The sequence below is a fragment of the Streptomyces sp. NPDC005151 genome, from assembly GCF_053599875.1.
The window spans coordinates 78,582-100,077 of the sequence record NZ_JBSFYR010000009.1; the positions used below are offsets into that span (position 1 = coordinate 78,582).

The 21,496-nt window shown below is 69.6% G+C and carries 18 protein-coding genes and 2 pseudogenes; 9 read left to right on the forward strand and 11 right to left on the reverse strand.

Going from position 1 to position 21,496, the window contains the following annotated elements; genetic code table 11:
* The first annotated feature begins 925 nt into the window (after window positions 1-925).
* Window positions 926-2,977 (forward strand): DNA topoisomerase (ATP-hydrolyzing) subunit B, encoded by a 2,052-nt coding sequence (gene gyrB / locus ACWD6R_RS07850; RefSeq protein WP_451817890.1) that lies wholly within the window; start codon window positions 926-928, stop codon window positions 2,975-2,977.
* A 91-nt stretch (window positions 2,978-3,068) separates the two neighbouring features.
* A pseudogene (locus ACWD6R_RS07855) lies at window positions 3,069-4,008 on the forward strand (ATP-binding protein); the annotation flags it as partial.
* 238 nt (window positions 4,009-4,246) lie between these two features.
* Here the strand turns inward: ACWD6R_RS07855 and ACWD6R_RS07860 are convergent.
* From ACWD6R_RS07860 to ACWD6R_RS07880, 5 genes and pseudogenes are all read right to left on the reverse strand, one after another.
* A pseudogene (locus ACWD6R_RS07860) lies at window positions 4,247-4,513 on the reverse strand (helix-turn-helix domain-containing protein); the annotation flags it as partial.
* 219 nt (window positions 4,514-4,732) lie between these two features.
* Window positions 4,733-5,830: a protein kinase family protein gene (locus tag ACWD6R_RS07865; RefSeq protein WP_451817891.1), complete on the reverse strand. Its 1,098-nt coding sequence runs from the start codon at window positions 5,828-5,830 to the stop codon at window positions 4,733-4,735.
* A gap of 446 nt (window positions 5,831-6,276) precedes the next feature.
* Window positions 6,277-7,506 (reverse strand): APC family permease, encoded by a 1,230-nt coding sequence (locus tag ACWD6R_RS07870; protein WP_451817947.1) that lies wholly within the window; start codon window positions 7,504-7,506, stop codon window positions 6,277-6,279.
* A 241-nt stretch (window positions 7,507-7,747) separates the two neighbouring features.
* Window positions 7,748-10,465, reverse strand: a complete 2,718-nt coding sequence (locus ACWD6R_RS07875; RefSeq protein ID WP_451817892.1) for an FG-GAP-like repeat-containing protein — start codon at window positions 10,463-10,465, stop codon at window positions 7,748-7,750.
* 442 nt (window positions 10,466-10,907) lie between these two features.
* Window positions 10,908-11,240, reverse strand: coding sequence for a hypothetical protein (locus ACWD6R_RS07880; RefSeq protein WP_451817893.1), 333 nt, complete (start codon window positions 11,238-11,240; stop codon window positions 10,908-10,910).
* Between ACWD6R_RS07880 and ACWD6R_RS07885 the strand changes: the two genes are divergently transcribed.
* From ACWD6R_RS07885 to ACWD6R_RS07900, 4 genes are all read left to right on the forward strand, one after another.
* Window positions 11,215-11,793 (forward strand): L,D-transpeptidase family protein, encoded by a 579-nt coding sequence (locus ACWD6R_RS07885; RefSeq protein WP_451817894.1) that lies wholly within the window; start codon window positions 11,215-11,217, stop codon window positions 11,791-11,793. The two genes, ACWD6R_RS07880 and ACWD6R_RS07885, sit on opposite strands and share 26 nt — an antisense overlap.
* A 124-nt stretch (window positions 11,794-11,917) precedes the next feature.
* Window positions 11,918-12,352, forward strand: coding sequence for a hypothetical protein (locus ACWD6R_RS07890; protein WP_451817895.1), 435 nt, complete (start codon window positions 11,918-11,920; stop codon window positions 12,350-12,352).
* Between the two features lie 178 nt (window positions 12,353-12,530).
* Window positions 12,531-13,157, forward strand: coding sequence for an RNA polymerase sigma factor (locus ACWD6R_RS07895; RefSeq protein WP_451817896.1), 627 nt, complete (start codon window positions 12,531-12,533; stop codon window positions 13,155-13,157).
* Complete coding sequence (locus ACWD6R_RS07900; RefSeq protein WP_451817897.1) at window positions 13,154-13,915, forward strand: hypothetical protein; 762 nt, start codon at window positions 13,154-13,156, stop codon at window positions 13,913-13,915. The genes ACWD6R_RS07895 and ACWD6R_RS07900 overlap by 4 nt, the downstream gene beginning before the upstream one ends.
* Before the next feature lie 450 nt (window positions 13,916-14,365).
* Here the strand turns inward: ACWD6R_RS07900 and ACWD6R_RS07905 are convergent, their stop codons facing one another.
* From ACWD6R_RS07905 to ACWD6R_RS07925, 5 genes are all read right to left on the reverse strand, one after another.
* Window positions 14,366-15,208 (reverse strand): SGNH/GDSL hydrolase family protein, encoded by an 843-nt coding sequence (locus ACWD6R_RS07905; RefSeq protein WP_451817898.1) that lies wholly within the window; start codon window positions 15,206-15,208, stop codon window positions 14,366-14,368.
* A gap of 373 nt (window positions 15,209-15,581) precedes the next feature.
* The gene (locus ACWD6R_RS07910) at window positions 15,582-16,601 is read right to left on the reverse strand and encodes a hemolysin family protein (RefSeq protein WP_451817899.1); all 1,020 of its coding nucleotides are present in this window, start codon (window positions 16,599-16,601) and stop codon (window positions 15,582-15,584) included.
* Window positions 16,598-17,935, reverse strand: a complete 1,338-nt coding sequence (locus ACWD6R_RS07915; protein ID WP_451817900.1) for a hemolysin family protein — start codon at window positions 17,933-17,935, stop codon at window positions 16,598-16,600. Before ACWD6R_RS07915 ends, ACWD6R_RS07910 begins: the two co-directional genes overlap by 4 nt.
* A 197-nt stretch (window positions 17,936-18,132) precedes the next feature.
* Window positions 18,133-18,558: a GNAT family N-acetyltransferase gene (locus ACWD6R_RS07920; protein WP_451817901.1), complete on the reverse strand. Its 426-nt coding sequence runs from the start codon at window positions 18,556-18,558 to the stop codon at window positions 18,133-18,135.
* Window positions 18,559-18,612: 54 nt separating this feature from the next.
* Complete coding sequence (locus ACWD6R_RS07925) at window positions 18,613-19,119, reverse strand: hypothetical protein (protein WP_451817902.1); 507 nt, start codon at window positions 19,117-19,119, stop codon at window positions 18,613-18,615.
* A 189-nt stretch (window positions 19,120-19,308) separates the two neighbouring features.
* On the opposite strand from ACWD6R_RS07925, the gene ACWD6R_RS07930 reads away from it, so the two are divergent.
* The 3 genes from ACWD6R_RS07930 (at window position 19,309) to ACWD6R_RS07940 (ending at window position 20,442) form a co-directional block, all read left to right on the forward strand.
* Window positions 19,309-19,536 carry a hypothetical protein gene (locus ACWD6R_RS07930; protein ID WP_024493431.1) on the forward strand — a complete coding sequence of 76 codons (228 nt, stop codon included), beginning with the start codon at window positions 19,309-19,311 and terminating at the stop codon, window positions 19,534-19,536.
* Window positions 19,533-19,904 (forward strand): fic family toxin-antitoxin system, toxin component, encoded by a 372-nt coding sequence (locus ACWD6R_RS07935; protein ID WP_366695697.1) that lies wholly within the window; start codon window positions 19,533-19,535, stop codon window positions 19,902-19,904. The genes ACWD6R_RS07930 and ACWD6R_RS07935 overlap by 4 nt, the downstream gene beginning before the upstream one ends.
* A 64-nt stretch (window positions 19,905-19,968) precedes the next feature.
* On the forward strand, window positions 19,969-20,442 hold the full coding sequence (locus ACWD6R_RS07940; RefSeq protein WP_451817903.1) for a hypothetical protein: 474 nt from the start codon (window positions 19,969-19,971) through the stop codon (window positions 20,440-20,442).
* 30 nt (window positions 20,443-20,472) lie between these two features.
* On the opposite strand, the gene ACWD6R_RS07945 is transcribed toward ACWD6R_RS07940, so the two are convergent.
* On the reverse strand, window positions 20,473-21,156 hold the full coding sequence (locus tag ACWD6R_RS07945; protein WP_451817904.1) for a class I SAM-dependent methyltransferase: 684 nt from the start codon (window positions 21,154-21,156) through the stop codon (window positions 20,473-20,475).
* Window positions 21,157-21,496 lie beyond the last annotated feature (340 nt).

The following is a 21,496-nucleotide window of genomic DNA, read 5'->3' on the forward strand; positions in this document are numbered from 1 at the left end:
GCGGGGCTGCCGGGAGAGCCGCGGGTCCCAGCCCTCGCCGGCGCGGACCAGGGCGGGGGTGTAGATGGCGGGGGCGGGACGCCCGGCCTCTTTCCACTGGTGGAGCCAGTCGCGCAGGACGGTCAGGGACGGGGAGTCGGGGGCGTCGGCGAGGATCGTGCCGTCCTGCTGGACGACGGCGGCCATCGTGGTGGTGGAGTGGCCGATCGCCCACAGGTCCGGGCTGAGCCTGGCCATGGTGAGGCGGTGGTCGCCGAGGGTGGAGGCGAAGGTGAGGTCCGAGTAGTAATGGCCCAGGAAACCGGCGTCAGAAGTGCTGACAGGCCATGGTCTGGGCCGTTCAGCAGCCTTGTTGGGGTGTGAGAGGTACGCGCCAAAGGTGGCTGAGAAGGCTCGATCATCGCCCGCGCCGCCAGTGTCGATCACACCTTCCTTTACCGCCACCGCGACGTGCTCGATGCCCTTCACGCCGCCGCCCACGAATCGGCGGCAATGCGCTGTGGGCGCCTCCACCCGGGACGGCGGGTAGATGACCTTGAGGTGGATGCCTCATGTCTCCGTAGGCGGCTTCGAGGGACTCTACGGATCAATTCCAGGCCGTGCCCGGGTCCCTTTTTTCAGCGGACCGCGACACCAGACGAGAGAATCCCTACATGGCGATCTAAGGAGTTTTCGTGCGTCGCGCGTAGGGGGGATCGACTAGATGGCTGCACGTCAGCTACGGAGGCATCCATGGGACTTGTGGCCCTGCCCGTAATGCTCGCGTCGGGTATGCTAAACCTAGTTCTCGGTTCTATGGTGAACCTTGCGGAACGGGGCTTGGCCGGTCGGCGGGGCCCCTGCACCGACCTCCGTCCGACGTCATGCCGCTCCCGCCCCACTGGGTGGGAGCGCGGTTTGTCGTGCCAGAAAAGAGAGCGCCCCTGTGACCGATCCCGGCATTCCCTCCGACCTTTCGGCCGACGCCACCGCACCCGCGCCCACCACGGGCAACGTGGGGGACACGTCCTACACCGGCAGCCAGATCCAGGTCCTGGAGGGCCTGGAGGCGGTCCGCAAGCGGCCTGGCATGTACATCGGCTCGACCGGCGAGCGCGGTCTGCACCACCTGGTCTACGAGATCGTCGACAACTCGGTCGACGAGGCCCTCGCGGGGCACGCGGACCGCATCGACGTGACGATCCTGGCCGACGGCGGGATCAAGGTCGTCGACAACGGGCGTGGCATCCCGGTGGACATCGTGCCGTCCGAGGGCAAGCCGGCCCTGGAGGTCGTACTGACGGTGCTGCACGCGGGCGGCAAGTTCGGCGGCGGCGGCTACGCCGTCTCCGGCGGTCTGCACGGCGTGGGCATGTCGGTGGTCAACGCCCTGTCGACACGGGTGGAGGCGGAGGTGCGCTACGGCGGGCACCGCTGGAGCCAGGAGTACGAGAAGGGCGTGCCGACCGCCGCGCTCAAGCAGCACGAGGAGACCTCCGAGACCGGCACCTCGCTGACGTTCTGGGCCGACGGCGACATCTTCGAGACCACCGAGTACTCCTTCGAGACGCTGTCGCGCCGCTTCCAGGAGATGGCCTTCCTCAACAAGGGCCTGACCCTGACGCTGACCGACGAGCGTGAATCCGCGAAGGCCACGGTGGGCGCCGACGACCCGGACGCGGACGTGTCCGAGCCGGTGGCGCGGACGGTGAAGTACTTCTACGAGGGCGGCATCGTCGACTTCGTGAAGTACCTGAACGCGCGCAAGGGCGAACCCGTCCACCCGTCGATCATCTCGCTGGAGGCGGAGGACACCGCGCGCCTGCTGTCGGTAGAAGTCGCGATGCAGTGGAACGCCCAGTTCTCCGACAGCGTGTACTCCTTCGCGAACACGATCCACACGCACGAGGGCGGTACCCACGAAGAGGGCTTCCGCGCGGCGATGACGGGTCTGGTCAACCGGTACGCGCGGGAGAAGAAGTTCCTGCGCGAGAAGGACGACAACCTCGCGGGTGAGGACATCCGTGAGGGTTTGACGGCGATCATCTCGGTGAAGCTGGGTGAGCCGCAGTTCGAGGGTCAGACGAAGACCAAGCTGGGCAACACGGAGGCGAAGACCTTCGTGCAGAAGGTCGTGCACGAGCACCTCAACGACTGGTTCGACCGGAACCCGAACGAGGCCGCGGACATCATCCGCAAGTCGATCCAGGCGGCCACGGCGCGCGTCGCGGCCCGCAAGGCCCGTGACCTGACGCGTCGCAAGGGTCTGCTGGAGTCGGCTTCGCTGCCGGGCAAGCTGTCGGACTGTCAGTCGAACGACCCGACGAAGTGCGAGATCTTCATCGTCGAGGGCGACTCGGCCGGCGGCTCCGCGAAGTCCGGCCGCAACCCGATGTACCAGGCCATCCTGCCGATCCGCGGCAAGATCCTGAACGTCGAGAAGGCGCGCATCGACAAGATCCTCCAGAACACCGAGGTCCAGGCGCTGATCAGTGCCTTCGGTACCGGTGTGCACGAGGACTTCGACATCGAGAAGCTCCGCTATCACAAGATCATTCTGATGGCGGACGCCGACGTCGACGGCCAGCACATCAACACCCTGCTGCTGACCTTCCTGTTCCGCTTCATGCGGCCGCTGGTCGAGGCCGGTCACGTCTACCTGTCGCGCCCCCCGCTGTACAAGATCAAGTGGGGCCGGGACGACTTCGAGTACGCCTACTCCGACCGCGAGCGCGACGCACTCGTCACGCGCGGAACCGGCAGCGGCAAGCGCCTGCGCGACGACACCATCCAGCGCTTCAAGGGCTTGGGCGAGATGAACGCCGAGGAACTGCGCATCACCACCATGGACGTGGACCACCGCGTGCTCGGCCAGGTCACCCTGGACGACGCCGCGCAGGCCGACGACCTGTTCTCGGTGCTGATGGGTGAGGACGTCGAAGCCCGACGCTCCTTCATCCAGCGCAACGCCAAGGACGTCCGCTTCCTCGACATCTGAGCCGGCGGCAGTTGCACCCTCCCGGTACGGGGCCCGCGTCCGCGGGCCCCGGCCGCGTCACCCACCCATCCTCTGTACTTGGAGCGAATGCGTGAGCACTCCGCCTTCCGCCCGTCCCCGCACCCCGGCCGGAGACGGCTCCGACTACACCGCGCGGCACCTGCTCGTCCTCGAAGGACTGGAGGCCGTCCGCAAGCGCCCCGGCATGTATATCGGGTCCACCGACAGCCGTGGCCTCATGCACTGCCTCTGGGAGATCATCGACAATTCAGTCGACGAGGCCCTGGGCGGGTACTGCGACCACATCGAGGTGATCCTCCACGAGGACTCCTCCGTGGAGGTCCGGGACAACGGCCGCGGCATCCCCATGGACGTCGAGCCCAAGACCGGCCTCTCCGGGGTCGAGGTCGTCATGACCAAGCTGCACGCCGGCGGCAAGTTCGGCGGTGGTTCGTACGCGGCCTCCGGCGGCCTGCACGGCGTCGGCGCCTCCGTCGTCAACGCCCTCTCGGCCCGCCTCGACGTCGAAGTGGACAGGGCAGGCCACACCTACGCGATCGGCTTCCGCCGCGGCGTGCCCGGCCACTACTCCGGACTCGGTGAGGACACCGACTTCGCCCCGGGCGGAGGGCTGCGCAAGCGGAAGGTGAGGAGCCGCAACGCGAACGGCACTGGGAACCGGACGCGTTACTGGGCGGACCGGCAGATCTTCCTCAAGGACGCCAAGCTCACGCTGGACACGCTCTACCAGCGTGCCCGCCAGACGGCCTTCCTCGTCCCCGGCCTGACCATCGTCGTCCGCGACGAGCGCGCCCTGGAAGGGGCCGGCAAGACCGAGGAGACCTTCCGCTTCGACGGGGGCATCAGCGAGTTCTGCGAGTACCTCGCCCAGGACAAGCCGGCCTGCGACGTCCTGCGCCTGACCGGCACGGGTACCTTCAAGGAGACCGTCCCGGTCCTCGACGACCGCGGCCACATGACCCCCACCGAGGTCACCCGCGAGCTCGGCGTGGACATCGCCCTGCGGCGGCAGCGCGCCTGGATGGAGGTCTTCTCGTCCGCGCTGATCACGTACTCGTCCGCGCCGAGCGGCTCGCCGTCCCGGGTGCGGGCATACAGGTCCAGCACGCGTTCGGCCTTGGGCCGGAAGTCCGGGTCGGTGATGAAGATCCAGGAACGGTGCTGCCAGGGTTTGATCGCGTCCTGGTCGAGCCAGCGGCGCACGGTGGAGGCCGACAGGAAGGGCGCGATGCCGCGCTCGACGGCCTCGCGGGCCAGCTCCGGGCACGACCAGCGCGACAGCGGGGCGCCTGCCTCGGCGGGAAGCCGGCAGGCCAGCGCCTTGACCTGTGCCGCCTGCAGGGGCGTGAAGGCGGCGGGCCGCCCCGGGCGCTTGCGGTCGGCGAGCCCGGGCAGGCCCAGGTCGGCGAACCGGTCCCGCCAGGTGCGCACGGTCTCCACGTGCACTCCCGCCTCAACGGCGATACGCGCGTTGGACCTGCCCCGAGCCGCGAAGAGCACGATCTGCGCACGCACCCGGGCCCGGTGCCCGGTCCTGTGACCCCAGGCCGCCTTCTTCAACCAGTGCCGCTCGGCGGTGGTCAGGACTATCGGGCGCGCAGCGATAACAGGCAAGGCAGGCAAGCCGATCAGCAGAAGTGGATCAGGACGGCCACAGCCTCCCTCATCCGGTCCGACGCTTGACTCGTCCTATACGAATAGCCCCGTCGTCCGTCTGTTGGCCGCCCAGGTTCATCAGGCGATGAACGAGTTGTCCAACCCGCCGATCCGGCGGATCGCCTCCAGGGGATATGGGGTCTGTCTGCTCTCAAGTTGGAACTTGCGGTAGAAGTCCGTCATCACCGCGGCGAGCGGGGCGTGGCGGGTGAGGATTGCCGCGACCTCTGGCGGGTTTCCCGTCGGAGGTTCCCCCTGGGCGCACGCGCGCACGAACGCGTTGCGGTCGTCCCGCTCGTACCCGTACAGGGCAGTGATGAGCCAGATCACCAGATGGGTGACGGTGTAGCAACGGTCATAGGTCTGCTGTTCGGCGAAGAAGTCGGCCTCTTCCTTCGACAGGTCGAACCGGGAGGAGATCGCGAGGCCGTAGTCCGCAAAGAACAGACGCTTGCCGTCGGTCAGGATGTTCTGGAAGTGGGCATCAAAATGCAGGAGCCCGCGGGCGTTCATGAAGGAAGTCCCGGTTTCAAGTTCCTTCGCCACCATGGCACATGCCTGCTCGGCCGCCTTGTCGCCGGCTTTGACCTGAACGTCCAGCCAGTCGTGCAAGTTCTGCGGGATGTACTCCAGGAACAGCGCGACGCTCGCCGAGGAATCCCGCAGCGCCTCGATCCGGCGGCGCACCTCCGGTCCGCCTCCCCAGTAGGCGACAGCCCGCTCCACGTCGGCCAGTTCCTCGGGCAGCGCCTGTCCGGGGTGCGGCAGCACCCGCCAGTGGTACATCAAAGGGAAACCCTCATAGTCCTGTGCGAGCACCCAGTTCCCCGTCATGGTGTGCACGGCCAACTCCCGCCAGGCCCCAAAGCCCGGCCCCCCGATGACCCCGATGCCGTAATGGCAGAAGGCAGGTAGCCCGAAGAGGTTCGACGTGGACCGGACGTTCTCCGGCTGCCTTTCCAGATCGGTCAGCGGCACCCGCTTGACGAAGACCGGGGTCCCGCCGACCTCCAGCAACGCTGAGGTTCCGCCGATACCAGAACCCATCGGCGCAGCCGTATCCACAAGATCGCGCAGTTCGCGATCACTGCATAGGGCCAGCGATGTGGAGACAGCACTGTAGGCAGCCAAACGCGCACCACGCGACGTGTCAAGGCTCTCGACGACTGCCGCCACCAGGGCACCAACCTCTCTGAAATACCTGGGTGCCTCCGATGAGCACGCACGTGCGACGGCCCTGCGGTTCGACCCTTGGCACAGGCAAAGGGCATCCAGAATCCGTTGGTGAGCACAGACCCGAACACCCTATTGACCGCACTCTACGTGAAGATCGACAACGAGATCGGGCGAACGCGATCCTCGGCAGACCGCCCCTGTCCAGCGGCACGGAGCTGGCCTCCCTCGCCGGTCGAACTCCATCGCACCGTCTTCAACACCCGACCCGCAAACACACCCGCCAGGCCCGGGGGGCAACCCCCGAAGGACTCCGGAGCCGACCACTTAGCCTCCCCGTTTCGGTTGCGGCGATGCGGTGTCCTTGATCGTCATCTGGTGTGTTTTCGGGGCGTTTTCGCCGTGTGAGCATGGGTGGGGCCCGGCGCTGGGACCGGGTCGGTCGCCGTTCAGCGACTCGAACGGTGCGGGCGCCCGCCCTTGCGGATGCCGTAGGCAGCCGCGCCGACCAGCACCACGCACGCGCCCGACAGAACCGAATGCAGGGGAAGCGTGAATGCCAGGACCAGGCAGCCCGCCATGCCGAGGGCCGGTACGGCGCGTGGAGGGCGGCCCTCGGACGGCGTGAGGGTCCAGGCGGCCGCGTTGGCGACGGCGTAATACAGCAGGACGCCGAACGAGGAGAACCCGATCGCGCCCCGGACATCGCCGGTGGCGGCCACGAGGGCGGCGATCGCGCCCACGGCCAGTTCTGCGCGGTGCGGGACGGCGAACCGGGGGTGGACGGTGGCCAGGGCATGCGGCAGGTGGCGGTCGCGGGCCATGGCCAGCGTCGTACGGGAGACGCCGAGGAGGAGGGCGAGCAGGGAACCCAGTGCGGCGAGTGCCGCACCGATGCGGACCGCCGGCGCCAGACCGGGCGCGCCGGCCGCACGGACCGCGTCCGCCAACGGCGCCGAGGCGTCGGCGAGCCGGGCAGGCCCGAGCACCGACAGCAGCGCGACGGCCACCGCCGTGTACACGACCAAGGTGATGCCCAGAGCCACGGGGATGGCACGGGGGATCGTGCGGGCCGGGTCGCGGACCTCCTCGCCCAGCGTGGCGATGCGGGCGTATCCGGCGAAGGCGAAGAACAGCAGCCCGGCCGCCTGCAGCACCCCGCCCGCCGTGGCGTCCGCCCCGGGCGCCAGCCGGGATGGCTCGACCGCGGCGCCGGTCAGACACGTGGTGACGACCGCGGCTAGGACCGCGAGGACCACGGCCACGATCACCCTGGTCAGCCATGCGGATTTCTGCACGCCCCGGTAGTTCACCGCGGTGAGGGCCACGACGGCGCCGACCGCCACCGCATGCGCCTGGCCCGGCCAGGCGTAGGCGCCGACCGTCAGGGCCATGGCTGCGCACGAGGCGGTTTTGCCGACAACGAAGCTCCAGCCGGCCAGATAGCCCCAGAAATCTCCCAGGCGCTCACGCCCGTAGACGTACGTACCGCCGGAGGCCGGATAGCGGGCGGCGAGCCGCGCCGAGGACGTGGCATTGCAGTACGCCACGACCGCGGCCACGCCCAGACCGATCAGGAGCCCCGACCCGGCCGCCCCGGCGGCGGGTGCCGACGCGGCGAAGACACCGGCCCCGATCATCGACCCCAGCCCGATGACCACCGCGTCGAAGACGCCCAGGCGTCGTCCGAGTCCACCGCCGTCGGACGCGTCACCGCCGCCGGACTCGTCAGCGCCGACCGCACCACCGCCCGGCGCACCTGCCACGCCACTCACCCTTTGCCTCCACTCGCAGCCGCTGTCCGTAGGGGTGCACCGTACAGACCGAAGGCGACGAGGCGGTGGCCGCGCCCACGCATGGCCGGAGCCCCTCGGGTGAGGCCGGGGGGCTCCGGGGTCCGTGTGCGGGAGAGGACGGGAGTCACGGGGCCAGGTTCAGCCCGATCCGGATCCCCGTGGATGAACCGAGTGCCGACACCCCGTAATAAAGGCCGGTGCCGGTGTCGATGCCCGAGGTGCTGGTGTTGTCTATCTGCAGGATCGTGCCGTTGTTGGCGTCCTCGCCGTCCGCGCCGATCGCGATGTCCGCCCGGGAGTAGCCGGAGAGATCGGTGAGCGACACGGACGAGCCGAGCCGGTCGTTCGGCTCGGTGGAGCCGGGGATGCCGATGGTGTCCTGGCTGTATCCGACGGCCCCGGTGCCGGTGGGACCGGTGGCGGAGCCGCGGATCAGGAAGACCTGTCCGGCGTTGCTCTGGTTGACGCTGCCGCGGGTGATGTCCTCGCCCGGGGCACCGGTGAGGATGTCGCCGTACCCGTCGAGGTTGACGTCGCCGATGGAGACGGACGCCCCCATGTCGTCGCCGGTCTCGCCGCCGCCCGGTACGCCGGTGGTGTCCTGGTGGATCGTCTTGCGGCCGGTCGAGGTCAGGCCGGTCGCCGAACCGAAGACCGCGGTGACGGCGCCGCCCTTGGCGGTGTGCCCGGACTCGGTGGCGGAGGGCTGGCCGACCGCGAGGTCGGTCGCACCGTCGCCGTTGATGTCACCGGCAGCCAGCGAACGTCCGCCGCGGGCGTCGAGGATGCCGACCCGCTGGAGACCGTTGGCGGAACCCTTCAGCCACAGCAGGCGTCCGACGCCGCTCGGGTCGCGGTAGCCGACGGCGGTGTCCGCGTAGCCGTCCTTGTTGAAGTCGCCGGTGACCGCGGCCGCGTAACTCACCGCGGCGGTGTAGGCGGCGGTGTTCAGGTAACCGGACTTGGCTGCGCCGGTCTTGCCGTCCCAGGCCCACCAGCGGCCGGGCTTGCCCGGGGCCACGGAGAAGATGTCGGCCTTGCCGTCGGCGTTGAAGTCGCCCGAGGTGACGGTCGTACCGAGCTTCTCGCCGCCGATCCGGCCGGACGCGGTGACGGAGTAGCCCTTGCCGGTCGTGAGTCCGGGGCCGTACATCACGACGACGGTGCCGTTGTCGGCCTGGGTGATGTCCTCGCCGGGCCCGCCGACGACCAGGTCGGCGTACCCGTCGCCGTTGACGTCGCCCCAGGCGTTGGACGAGCCGAACTGGTCGCCCGCCTCGGAACTGCCGGGCACGCCCGCGCTGTTCTGGTTCAGCGTCCGCTTCGCCGTCGAGCCCGGGCCGTCCTCGGTGCCGGGCAGCACGGTGACGCTTCCGTCGCTGCTCGCCGCCTTCGGGAGGCCGACGACCAGGTCGGTGATGCCGTCCCGGTTGAAGTCGGTGGTCGGGATCGCGGCGTTGCGGGTGCCGTTGGTGGCGTGCGTCCGGATGGCACCGAGCTTGGAGTGCAGGTACGTGCCGGGGCACTTGGTGGCGTACCCGTCGCGGTGTCCGGCGATGGTGTTGAACGTGACGTCACCGTCGGGCACGGTGTTGCCGTCGGCATCGGTGACGAGGCGGGTCAGCGTCACCTTGGCGGTGGGGCTGACACCGTACTGACCGAGCTTCCAGGCGGCGATGCGGGCCGCGGACTGCAGTGCGGCCGGAGTCGGCTTGCCCGTCTCGAAGTTGCCGAGCAGCGAGATGCCCGTCGAGTAGGAGTTGAAGCCGTACGTGTGGGCGCCCTTGACCGGCAGGTCGACGCCGCCGGCGCGGCCCTCGAAGGTCTGGCCGCACTTGTCGACCAGGAAGTTGTAGCCGATGTCGTTCCAGCCGTCGGTCTTCACGTGATACGTCATGATCGCGCGGACCATCGCGGCCGAATCGCCGCAGCTGTAGTTGTTCGTGTCGACGGTGTGGTGGATGAAGACCGCCTGCACCTTGTCGATGTACTCGGGCGGGTCCTCGACCAGCGACTCGTCGGCGCCCCACTGGGCACGGCTGATGATCGGCGGCCGGTTGACCGTCGACGGCGGCGCTGTGGGTACGGGAGTGGGGGTATCCGTGTCCGTGGGCGTCGCGGTGACGGACTCCGTCGGGGTGCTGGTGGCCGTCTCCGCCGGGGTGACGGCAGTGGTCTCCGTCGGAGAGGCGGCGTCCGTGGCCGATGGTGTTGCGGGACCGGTCGGCGTGGCGGTGTCGGTGGGAGCGACGGCGGTGTCCGACGCCGTGGGCGTCGGGGTCCCCTCCAGCGCGAACGCCGCATTCTCAGTACCGCCGGGCGCGAGGGTTGCCTCAGCAGGGTTCTTGGACTCGGCTTTGCTGACACCTGGGTCGACCATGTGCAGCTTCAGGTTCTTCGGCAGTGCCCTGCCCTGCCGGCCAGATCCCACCTTCACCTGTACGGCGTCCGACGCTCCGACCCACAGCGGCTCGGTGGCCCGGTGCGCCGCAGCCTGCTCCCGCCCGTCCGGTCCGTCGGGGGACACCTCCAGCTCGCGCCAGGAGGACCACGTGCCGTTGTCGGCCGACCGCGTACGGACCTGAGCGGTGGCGTCCGCTTTCGCCGCTCCGTCCCAGCCGATGCCGATCAAGGAGAACGGCTCCGTGCTGGTGGTCGGCAACTGCCGCTCCGCGGCGGTGCCGCCGCTGATCGCGAGCGACCGCAACGTCGCCGGACGTGCCTGCGGGCCCTTGGGGCCGGCCGGGCTGTCGGACGGATTCGCGATGGCGACCGTCACCACTCCGGCCCCGCCGAGAACGACGGCGCCGACGGTCAGCCAGGCGCGGCGTTTCAGGTTCATCGGTCTGTACGCATGCGACGTGCGCGGGCTCAAATGCCCCACCCCTCGGAGAAGTTTGCTGGAGGCACACCCGTCACACAGGCGGCCTGGTGTACCCAGCGCACGGAGGTGTCGAAACGTCACACAGCTCGGACTCGTGTGGCGTACGTCACGGTTTTGAGTGGTGGCTGCAAGGGCGGTGATGGGGTGGCCGCGCCGCCCGTGGTCGAGTCGGTGATGATTTATCCGAAATATTCGCGGGCTCGCATGTCGACGACGGGCTGATGTATAACCGCGTCGCTGTCGCCGTCCCGCCTTCTCCCCGCCTCGCTCGCCGGCGGTCGGGACGCCCACTTCACCTGTCCCCGGAGTAATGCACCGTGCTGCCCTTTTCCCGAAAGATGTCCACCATCATGGCCGTTGCCGGCGTCATGCTCCTGGCGTCGGCCTGCGGCCGGCAGGATCACGGTGCCTCTGCCGCCGATGTCGTGTCGAGTTCCCGGAGCGAGGGTGCGGAGGCGCCGAACGCGTCCGCCTCTCCCAGCAGTTCCGCTTCGGCCTCCGCCTCTGCGTCCCCCTCCGGGTCGGTCTCCGCCTCTGCGTCCGCATCCGCCTCTGTATCCGTGAAGCCGTCCGGCAACCGTTCGGCATCCGTCGGCGGGACGGGGACGGGGACGGGGACGGGGACGGGGACGGGGACGGGGACGGGGACGGATGCGGACGGCGGTACGGGGGGTGCCCAGGCGCCCGCAACGGCGCCCTCCTTCCCCGTGTCCGCTTCCGTGGGTGACGCCACGCAGCTCATCACCGTGAAGGCGAGCGGTTCGTACGCCACCGTCACGGCGTGGGCCAAGGGTTCGACCGGCTGGAAATCGGTCCTCTCCACGAGCGGCCGGGTCGGGTCGAACGGTGTCGTGGACGGTGCCACCCGCCGACAGAGCACGTACACCACGCCCTCGGGGACGTACACCATCACCGAAGGCTTCGGTGTCGAGGCCGGGGGCACGGCCATGCCGTACACCCGGGTCAACTCCAGCCACTGGTGGGTGGAGGATCCGGAGTCGAAGTACTACAACTCGATGCACACCTCCGCCGGTGCGGACTTCCCCCTTGTCGAGACCGGCGACCGGGGGAGCGAACACCTCGTCAACTATCCGACCCAGTACGCCAAGGCACTGGTGATCAACTTCAACCGCTGGCCGGCCACCCCCGGTCGCGGGGCCGGAATCTTCCTTCACGTCAATGGGAGCGGAGCGACCGCGGGGTGCGTCTCGGTGCCGCGCGCCACGATGGACAGCATCATGGCGTGGATCAAGCCCTCCGCCCATCCGCGTATCGCCATCGGCTGATGCGGTGGGGCCCGAGGACGTGTGAGAGGGGCGGTGGGTTGTATGACTGGCTGGAACTCGCCGTATGAGAACAGACACATCCGATACCTGTGATGCTCTCCGGCCATCCGTCGCTGGGGCAGGCATGGATAGTGATCTTGAGAAGCTTCCTGCGGCGTCGGAAATGCGGGCCTATGTCACGTGCTTCGTCGCGCAGTTGACCGAGCGGAACCGGCTGCCGCTCGACTACTCCGTGGTCAGCCTGCGGCTCGTCGACCTGATCGTCGACGGGCTGCGGCACAGCCGGCCGGAGCGGGGACAGGTCGAGCCGTTTCTGCGGGGGCTGGGCGCGTACACCGGTGAAGTCATGGTGCGCCGGGCAGGCGGCCGGTGGGTGGACCTCGACGACGGCCAGCGGGAGTTGTTCGGACAGCCGGCGGGCGTTCGCATGCCCGACGGGCGGGTCTGGAACCCGATCGGGAAGGCGGCGAACCGATTCGATTCGGCGTCGGAGGAGTCGCTCCAGCGCTTCTACCTGTTGCTGCACGGGCGCGCCCGCCGCCCCGTCGCCGCCCTGTGACCTGGGCGGATCCGGACTTGCGCAGCGGATTGCCCTTGCATCGCGAACCCCCTGACTGTGACATTTCTGTGTGCCGTCACGCAGAGGTAGTCGAGGGGTGTACGGGCCGAGGGACGAGGGCCCGGTGAGCCGTGTCGGGGCGGTATACGTCGGACGAAGTCGGTACGAAGAGGAAAGTGTGGCCAAAGGCGGGGAACAGCGCCGCGGGGAGATGGGCGACGCCGAGCTCGGTGTCGCGGTGGAGCGGGCTCAGCAAGGTGACGAGGAAGCCTTCGCCGTGGCGTACCGGCTCGTCCATCCCGGGCTGCTCGGCTACGTGCGGGGACTGGTCGGCGATGACGGCGAGGACGTGGCTTCCGACGCCTGGCTGGAGATATCCCGTGACCTCGGACGGTTCCGTGGGGATGGGGCGGGGTTTCGTGGCTGGACCGCGACGATCGCCCGGCACCGGGCGCTGGACCACTTGCGCAAGCAGCGACGGCGGCCGCGCACCGCGCTTCTGGAGCAGGACATCCTCGAACTGCCGGACAGCCAGGACACCGCCGGTTCCGCCCTGGAGACGCTCTCCACCCAGCAGGCGCTCGCACTCATCCGCGGGTTGCCGCGGGAGCAGGCGGAAGCCGTTCTGCTGCGTGTCGTCGTCGGCCTCGACGGTCCCGCGACGGCGCGGGTGCTCGGCAAGCGTGCGGGCGCCGTCCGCACCTCCGCCTACCGTGGACTGAAGAGACTGGCCGAGCATCTGGGCTCAGCAGGGTCGGGCAGTGTGACGTCTGCGTCACGCCGCACGCTGAGAGATGAGACATGAGAGATGAATCGCCACGGGCGACCGATGCGCCGGTATCCCCCGAAGTGGCCGCTCTGCTGGCAGCCGTGCAACGTTCCGGTGAGGCCGGCCCCGTAGCCGAGCAGCGGGCGCTCGATGCCTTCCGGGCGGCGCGCGACGAGGGGGCACTCGCACCGGTGTCGCCGCTGCGGCGTCGCAGACGCGACGACTGGCGACCGGTCGAGCGGCTGCGCTTCGTGCGCTCGGCGCGGGCGATGATCGCCGGCTTCGCGGCCGCGGCGACGCTCGGCGGGGTCGCGGTGGCCGCGGGTTCGGGTGCGATGCCGACGCCGTTCGATGACGATGGGCGCGACCGGACGCGTCCCGCACACCCCGCGAGGAGTGCCTCCACCGCACCCGATGCGCCCGGCAGCCCCCAGTCAGGTGCGCCGACTCCCGCCGCAGGCCGTACACAACAGGGGCCGACGGATCCGCCGGGTGCCGGTCGCTCCGCCGGCCACCCGGACCAGGCGCAGGAGGACGAGGCGCACTGCCGTTCGTACCGCCTGGTTCAGGGCAAGGGAAAGGCCGCGGACGCTACGGCCTTCGACCGCCTGGAGGCTGCGGCCGGTGGTGCATCGGCGGTGCCGGGCTACTGCGACGGGCTTCTCGGTCCCCAGACATCGGAGGAGAAGGACCGGACCGACAAGGGGAAGTCGGAGGTACCGGACCCTGGGCAGACCTCGGAATCGGTGAAGGGCGCCCGGAACGGCGCCCAGAGCGACTCCACCGCACGCTGAAACAGGCCCTGGACGGGGAGTTCACCCCCGGTGGGGCACAACCACGCTGTCATGGCTGGGCTTCGGTCAGGACCGCTTCGAACCGGACGGCACTGAGTGACCTGAGTCGGAGATTCGCCGCCTACTGCCGACGAATATCCGACGTGGGACGCAGCGGACCCGGATCTTCCCCCAGGACCTCACGGCGTGGGAGGCGGTCCTGGACTCGCTCACCCGAGGCGAGTACGCCTCCAACCGGGAGTCCGCGGAGCAGCGGCAGGCCGCGCGGACCGCCTCGTGGGCGTCGCCCCCGGACTGGCGAAGGAGCCCGCACCTCTCGGCCGACAGCTGCAGCAGCTGCCACGCCTGACGCATCGCCCATTTGAGCACGCGGCAGCCCTCGACGCCCGGTTGTCAGTGCCGGACGGTTGACCGTACGGCCGCCGTGACGGGTAGCCGCCCCGATCCGAACTAGCGGGCGCCGTCCACACGGCGCCACGTCGCGACCGGGCCCGGGGCGAGGGCGTCCTCAGGGGTGACCCAGAATGCCTTCCCCAGCTCGGCGCTGAACTGGGCGCCGGTCCGTCCGTCCCCGGACGACCGGCCGGTCAGACGCCGCCCTATCCACGGCGCCAGATGCTGCCGCGCGAAGCGGAGGTCGTCGACGCGCCGTATCGCCCACCGCGGGGGCGCCGCGGTGGGGAGCGGCGTCTGCCAGTCGTGCTCCCGAGGCAGTCCGAGCGTCTGCCAGACTGCCTCGGCGACCCTGCGGTGTCCCTCGGCCGTCAGATGCAGCCGGTCGACGTCCCACAGCCGGGGATCGCCGAGTGCCGGTGCCCCGTACAGATCGACGACCAGCGCACCGTGGCGGTCCGCCAACTCGTCGACCAGGGAGAACAGCTCCTCCATGCGGGGGCGGAAGCGCTCCATGACCGGTCCGTTGCGGCCGGGGCTGCGCATCAGCACGAGCTTCTTGCACGACGGCGCGAGGCGTTCCACGGCTTCTTCCAGCTGACCGCGCACCATGCCCATGTCGCACTTGGGCCGCAGGGTGTCGTTGAGACCGCCGACCAGCGTGACGACGTCCGCCTGCATGGCGGCGGCCGCGTCGACCTGCTCGGCCACGATCTGGCGGATCAGCTTCCCGCGTACGGCGAGATTCGCGTACCGGAACCCGGGGGTGCGGGCGGCAAGCCGGCCCGCGAGGACATCGGCCCAGCCGCGGTACGAGCCGTCGGGCAGCAGGTCCGACATGCCCTCGGTGAATGAGTCGCCGACCGCGACAAGACTGGTGTAGGAGGCATTCATTTCCATGGCCATGCGATCGTATAGCGGTGGGGTCCGGCCCCTTCCGGGCGCCGCCCCCCGCGTCCGGTGGCGGGGGCAGTCGCTGAGGGCCGGCCGCACAGGACCTGCGCGAAGGCGATCAGCAGGGCCGACCGGACGAGGCCGAGCGCGGTGTGCAGCCCGGTCGGCAACAGGCCGGGAGCGAGCGTGAGGAGCCCTACGGCCAGGGCGAATGATCAGAGTGCGGTGGAGACTGCCGGGGTCCGTCAGCCTGTCCCGGCCCCCCGGCCGGCCACGTGGCGCGGCCCCCGCCACGTGGCCCCGCCGCTCGCGCCCTCGTCGCGGGGCCACGCCCGTGAGCGCTGTCGCGAACCCCGGCCGCGTACCCCCGGTCCGTCCGTCAGCGTGCCTGCGGCCGTCCGACCAGCTCGCGCAGCACATCCTCCATCGTGACCATGCCGGCGAGCCTGTCGTCCTCGTCGAGCACGGCCGCCAGATGCGTACGACTGCGGCGCATCGCGGTCAGTACGTCGTCGAGGGGCGTCGCCGCCCGCACCCGGGCGATCGGCCGCATCGCCGTGACTGGGAACGGCACATCACGCGGCGCGGCGTCGAGGGCGTCCTTCACATGGAGGTACCCCAGGATCCGCTGCTCGCTGTCCATCACCGGGAAGCGTGAGAATCCGGTCTCGGCCGAGAGCCGTTCCAGCTCCTCGGGCGTCGTCCCGACCCTGGCGTGGACCACCTGCTCGACCGGCAGCACGACATCCCGTACCGGGCGACGGCCCAGCTCCAGTGCGTGGTGCAGCCGCTCGGCGGCGCGGTCGTCGACCAGGCCGGCGGCGCCGGCGTCCTGCACCAGCCGGGCCAGCTCGTCGTCGGAGAACGTCGAGGACACCTCGTCCTTCGTCTCCACCCGCAGCAGCTTCAGCAGGGTGTTGGCGAAGGTGTTGACCGTGAAGATCACCGGGCGCAGCGCCCTGGCGAGGGTGACCAGCGGCGGACCGAGCAACAGCACGGTCCGTACCGGCTCGGCCAGGGCGACGTTCTTCGGGACCATCTCGCCGAGCAGCATGTGCAGATACGTTGCCAAGGACAGTGCGATCACGAACGAGATCGGATGGACCAGTCCGTGCGGCACACCCACGACGTCGAAGACCGGCTCCAGCAGATGCGCGATGGCCGGTTCGGCGACGATACCGAGGACCAGCGTGCAGAGCGTGATGCCGAGCTGCGCCGCCGCGAGGAGCGCCGACACATGTTCCAGGCCCCAGATGACGCTTCGCGCACGCCGGTTCCCGGCCTCCGCCTGGGGCTCGATCTGGCTGCGGCGCACGGAGATCAGCGCGAACTCCGCGCCGACGAAGAATGCGTTGACGACCAGGGTCAACAGACCGATGAAGAGCTGGACGGCAGTCATCGTCCGTCCTCCGTCTCGTCGTCGGAGCCGGGCAGCGGTGCGTGCAGCAGCGCCCGTGCGGCGCGGCGCCCGGAGGCGTCCACGACGTCGAGCCGCCAGCCGGCCAGCTCGATGGAGTCACCGACGACAGGGATCCGGCCGACTTCCGTGGCGATCAGTCCGGCGAGCGTCTCGTACGGTCCGTCCGGCACCCGCAGTCCGATCGTCCGCAACTGGTCCATGCGGGCGGCGCCGTCGGCCGACCACAGGGTGCGCCCGTCGGCGTCCTCACCGGCCGGTGCGAGGTCCGGCGTCTCGTGCGGGTCGTGTTCGTCGCGCACCTCGCCGACGACCTCCTCGACGATGTCCTCCAGCGTCACGACACCGGCCGTGCCGCCGTACTCGTCGATGACGACGGCCATCGGGAACTTGCTGGACAACCTGTCGAGCAGCCGGTCCACCGTGAGGCTCTCCGGTACGAGCAGGGGCTCGCGCAAAATCTCCGACACGCGCTTGCGGTGCCTCTCCTCGGCCGGGATCGCCAGGACGTCCTTGATGTGCGCGACACCGACGACGGTGTCGAGGCTGCCCCGGTAGACGGGGAAGCGGGACAGTCCGGTCGCCCGGGTGGCATTGGCGACGTCCTCCGCGGTCGCCTGCACCTCCAGCGCGGTGACCTGCACCCGCGGGGTCATCACGTTCTCCGCGGTCAGTTCGGCCAGATTGAGGGTGCGCACGAACAGCTCCGCGGTGTCCGCCTCCAGCGCGCCCGCCTTGGCCGAGTGGCGGGCGAGCGCCACCAGCTCCTGCGGGCTGCGGGCGGAGGCCAGCTCCTCGGCCGGTTCGAGACCGAAGCGGCGCACGATCCGGTTGGCCGTGTTGTTGAGGTGGCTGATGAAGGGCCGGAAGATCGCGGTGAAGGCACGCTGGGGGGTGGCCACGGCCTTCGCCATGGCGAGCGGCGAGGAGATCGCCCAGTTCTTCGGGACGAGTTCGCCGACGACCATCAGGAAGACCGTGGACAGTGCCGTTCCGAGTACCAGCGCCAGCGAGGACGAGACGCTCGGGGAGAGGCCGATGGCCTCCATCGGACCGCGGATCAGCTTCGCGATCGACGGTTCGGAGAGCATGCCGACGACCAGATTGGTGACGGTGATGCCGAGCTGTGCGCCGGAGAGCTGGAAGGTGAGACTGCGCACCGCCTTCATGGCGCTCGCCGCGCCCCGTTCACCCCGCTCCACGGCCCGTTCGAGCTGACCGCGCTCGACCGTGGTCAGAGAGAACTCGGCGGCGACGAAGGCACCGCAGGCGAGCGAGAGCAGGATCGCCACGAGCAGCAGAAGCACTTCGGTCATGGGTTCACCTCCGTCCCATGATCGGGCAGGGGCAGGAGGCTCGCCTGGCGTCGGCGATGTCGGCTACTGGGAGGCTCGCCCATGGGCGGACGCTCACACCTTTCGGAAGGGGGCGGTGCTTATGAACATCCATGGTAAAGGACGGGCAAAATTGCGCCGCGTGCGGGTGATCTCCGTGAGTGTCCCAGCCCCCGGTCTCAGTCCTTGAGGTGCTTCACCCAACGGCTCCACTGCGGCTCGGGCGCATATCCCGCCGCGTGCCAGGCGTGGTGCGCGAGCTCGTTGCGGTTCAGCACCATTGCATCGCCACGCCGTCCGCCCAGCTGTACGAATCGTTCCTCCGCCGCCGTCAGCAGCGCCCGGCCGACGCCCTGCCGCCGCTGGTCCGGATGGACCGCGAGCCGATAGAGGTGGCACCGCCAGCCGTCGAAGCCTGCGATCACGGTTCCGGCGAGCTCGCCGGAACGTTCCGCGAGGATGAGGGCTCCGGGGTCGCGGGCGACCAGCCGTTCGATGCCGTCCCGGTCGTCGCTGATGCTGGTGCCTTCCGCCTCCACTTTCCAGAAGGCGAGGACGGCGTCGAGGTCGGCCGGTGCTGCTGCGCGGATTGCGAGATCATTCATGCCCGTACCCCATCACCGGGTCCGCCGCACCGTCGAACGAATTCCGCCATGCGGTCAGCTCCCCGCGAGTTCCTGGAGGACCGGGGCGAACGCCTCCATGTTCGGCTCCAGCACCGTCAGGTAGGGGAAGCCGTAGCGCTCCCGCTCTTCTCTGAGCTGTTCGGCCATCTGCCGGACCGTGCCCATCGTGAACAGCGGCAGGGCCAGCGCCTGGTCGTCGTCGAGGTGAGGTGTCTTCGGCAGCACTTCGCGCACGGCCGCACGACGGTCGTGGGTGGCCCGGACGTGCTGGATCAGCAGATTCAGTTCGGCTGGGCTCTCCCGTCCTGCGGCGAATCGCCGGTGGGCGGCGACGCGCCCGTCGAGCTGCTCGGCGGTGAGGGGCGTGAGCGTGCCGTTCCGGTCGCCGACGGCCCCGGTGAACGCGACGATCTCAGCAAACCGTGCCGCCAGCCGCAGGACCCGGGCCCCGGTCCCGCCGATCAGCAACGGCGGCCGGGGCTTCTGCGCGGACCTCGGCAGCCGGGTGTCGTCGCGCCGAGTTCCTCCGCGCGGCGGCATCGGGCGCGCCACTCGTGCCCACCGGTCGGCGTCAGCATGGTTACTCCGAATCGAAACAGCCTCGCCATGAACTCTCCTTGCCTCGGGGCATTCGATGGACGGTCCACCTACTCTGCCAAGGGAGAGCCGAATCCGTACGCCGAATCGCTCCCCTTGCCGGTGCTAGCAATCCCGCGCTAGCTTGGTGGTGTGCCCAAGACTCAGCTGAACGTACGAGTGGACGAGGCCACCGCCGAGGCCGCGCGGCAGCGCGCGCTGCAGAGGGGGATGAGCGTGAACCGCTACATAGAGGAGCTCGTCAAACAGGATGCGGGCGAAGTCGGACACACCTTTGTCGAAGCCGCTGCCGACTTCATGAAGCAGTACGAGTCGGTGTTCGCCGAGGAGTTCGGCCCGGAGCGCAAAGGTAACCGTTGAACCTCAGGATCGACCTTTCCTGGCTGCTCATGGTCGCCGAGCACAAGACGCCCGGTGACCCGCAGGTCGTCGACTGGGGTGCGCTCGTCGCCGCGGTCGCGCGTCATGAGGCGGAGATCTTCGGCAGCCCCGTCTACAGCGATCCGCACTCCAGGGCTGCCGCGCTCCTGCAGTTGCTCCTCCACGTCCCCGCGCTCGAACACTCCAACGCGATGTTTGGGTCGGCCGTCGCGTACGGCTACCTCGTCGCCTCCGGGCTGAAGGTCATCACGTCGCCCGAGCAGGTGCGCGACCTGGCCCGGCTGGTCAAGGAGGGCAAGGCCGACGTCCGGGCCATCGCCGACGAACTGCGTCAGTGGAGTCTGTGAATCCTTTTGTATAAGATTCCTGGAATACCACCTTCCGTCGTGAATCATCGTTAACGTCCGGCGCATGACGCACATACGGAACATGCGAGCGAGACGGATGACGGTCGCGGTCATGGGCGCGGCGGCGGCCCTGGCGCTCGGAGTCGGCGGAGCGATCGCCGTCGGCGCGCCGGGCGACGGCTCGGCCGATCCGACCCCTGTCCCCACCGCGACGTCCGAGCCCGACCCCGGCACGGGCGAGGTCGGCGGCGGCACCGTTGGCGGCGGCACGGACGGCGGCGGCTCCGATGGCGGCAGCGTGAGCGGTTCGGGCGGTGTCGACCCCAGCCCGAGCGATGCGCCGAGCCCGACCGGAGCCCCGGACCCCACTGTCGGCCCGGATCCCACCGACAGCCCCGTACCCAGCGAACCGGCGAGCCTCGACGACCTGGAGAAGCGGATCGACGAGCTCGACAAGAAGATCGACGAGCTGCCCACGAAGAAGGACCTCGCCGACGCGCTGCGGGCGTTCGCGGACCGGCTGGAGCAGGACGACTAGGACCTCATCCGAAAGACAGGCCCGCACGCCTCAGGAGGCGTCCACCACGGTCGTCCGGCGGGCCACGCCCAGCACGCACGCTGAAGTGGGGAGCCGGATCCCCCGGTCTGGCATCTTCACCTTGCGGTACGTCTCCACCACGAACCCGGCCTCCTCGATCGCGGTGAGCGTGTCCCGCGCCGTATGACACCCGCCGCCCAGCAGCGGCCACACCGTGCGGTCCAGTGCCCGCTGCACCGTCGCCATGGCGCTGTCATCGGCCCGCACATGCTCGAAGAAGCGCAGCTCCCCGCCGGGACGCAGCACCCGCTCGATCTCCGCGAGCGACCGCTCGACATTCCGTACGGTGCACAGCACCAGTGACGCGACGGCCCCGTCGAAGGCCTCGCTCTTCACCGGCAGTGCCTCCGCGGCACCCGGCACGACATCCACCGGAATACCGGCACGCAGCGCGGACCGTACCGCCAACTGCCGCAGGCTGCGCTCGGGTTCGATCCCCACCACTTCGGAGACGGCGGGCGGATAGTGGGCGAAGTTCAGACCGTTGCCCACACCGATCTCGATGATGCGTCCGGACAGGCCGGCGAGCAGTTCCGAGCGAATGGCTGCCATCCCGGCCCTGGTCTCCGCCGCCACACTCATGCGGGCGTAGAACCGGGCGAAGACCGGGTGGTGCACCGCGTCCTTCGGGATCTTCGTGCTCCGCAGATGCATGGCGGACCTCCTCGACAGGACCGGCTGCACCGGACGGCTCGGTCGGGCGGGGCCGCCCGACCGGAGCTGCCCGACGTGAGAAACCCGGCCGGCAAAGTACGGCTACTTTGATTCTGCCCCGTCTTGGGCCACTCAGAGCCTGTCGGGTGGCCTCTGATCGGGCGGCCACGCCCTGGCACGCACGCTTCCCGCGTTGCCGAAACGCCCTAGTAGCTCCTTCCCCAAGCTCTCAGCTTCGTTCGAGCAGGGGAGACCCCATCCGAGGGCCTTCCAGCGCCTTGGAATCGCACGCACCAGACCGCGTCCGCTTTCCGATCGAAGGTCGCCCGACAGGCTCTCA

Bases quoted from the DNA above. Each gene is read 5' to 3' on its own strand.
- ACWD6R_RS07905 (WP_451817898.1), bottom strand. From the start codon at position 15,208: ATGGAAATGAATGCCTCCTACACCAGTCTTGTCGCGGTCGGCGACTCA.
- ACWD6R_RS07910 (WP_451817899.1), bottom strand. From the start codon at position 16,601: ATGACTGCCGTCCAGCTCTTCATCGGTCTGTTGACCCTGGTCGTCAAC.
- ACWD6R_RS07940 (WP_451817903.1), top strand. From the start codon at position 19,969: ATGACGCACATACGGAACATGCGAGCGAGACGGATGACGGTCGCGGTC.
- ACWD6R_RS07875 (WP_451817892.1), bottom strand. From the start codon at position 10,465: ATGAACCTGAAACGCCGCGCCTGGCTGACCGTCGGCGCCGTCGTTCTC.
- ACWD6R_RS07925 (WP_451817902.1), bottom strand. From the start codon at position 19,119: ATGCCGCCGCGCGGAGGAACTCGGCGCGACGACACCCGGCTGCCGAGG.
- ACWD6R_RS07945 (WP_451817904.1), bottom strand. From the start codon at position 21,156: ATGCATCTGCGGAGCACGAAGATCCCGAAGGACGCGGTGCACCACCCG.
- ACWD6R_RS07890 (WP_451817895.1), top strand. From the start codon at position 11,918: ATGGATAGTGATCTTGAGAAGCTTCCTGCGGCGTCGGAAATGCGGGCC.
- ACWD6R_RS07920 (WP_451817901.1), bottom strand. From the start codon at position 18,558: ATGAATGATCTCGCAATCCGCGCAGCAGCACCGGCCGACCTCGACGCC.
- ACWD6R_RS07915 (WP_451817900.1), bottom strand. From the start codon at position 17,935: ATGACCGAAGTGCTTCTGCTGCTCGTGGCGATCCTGCTCTCGCTCGCC.
- ACWD6R_RS07900 (WP_451817897.1), top strand. From the start codon at position 13,154: ATGAGAGATGAATCGCCACGGGCGACCGATGCGCCGGTATCCCCCGAA.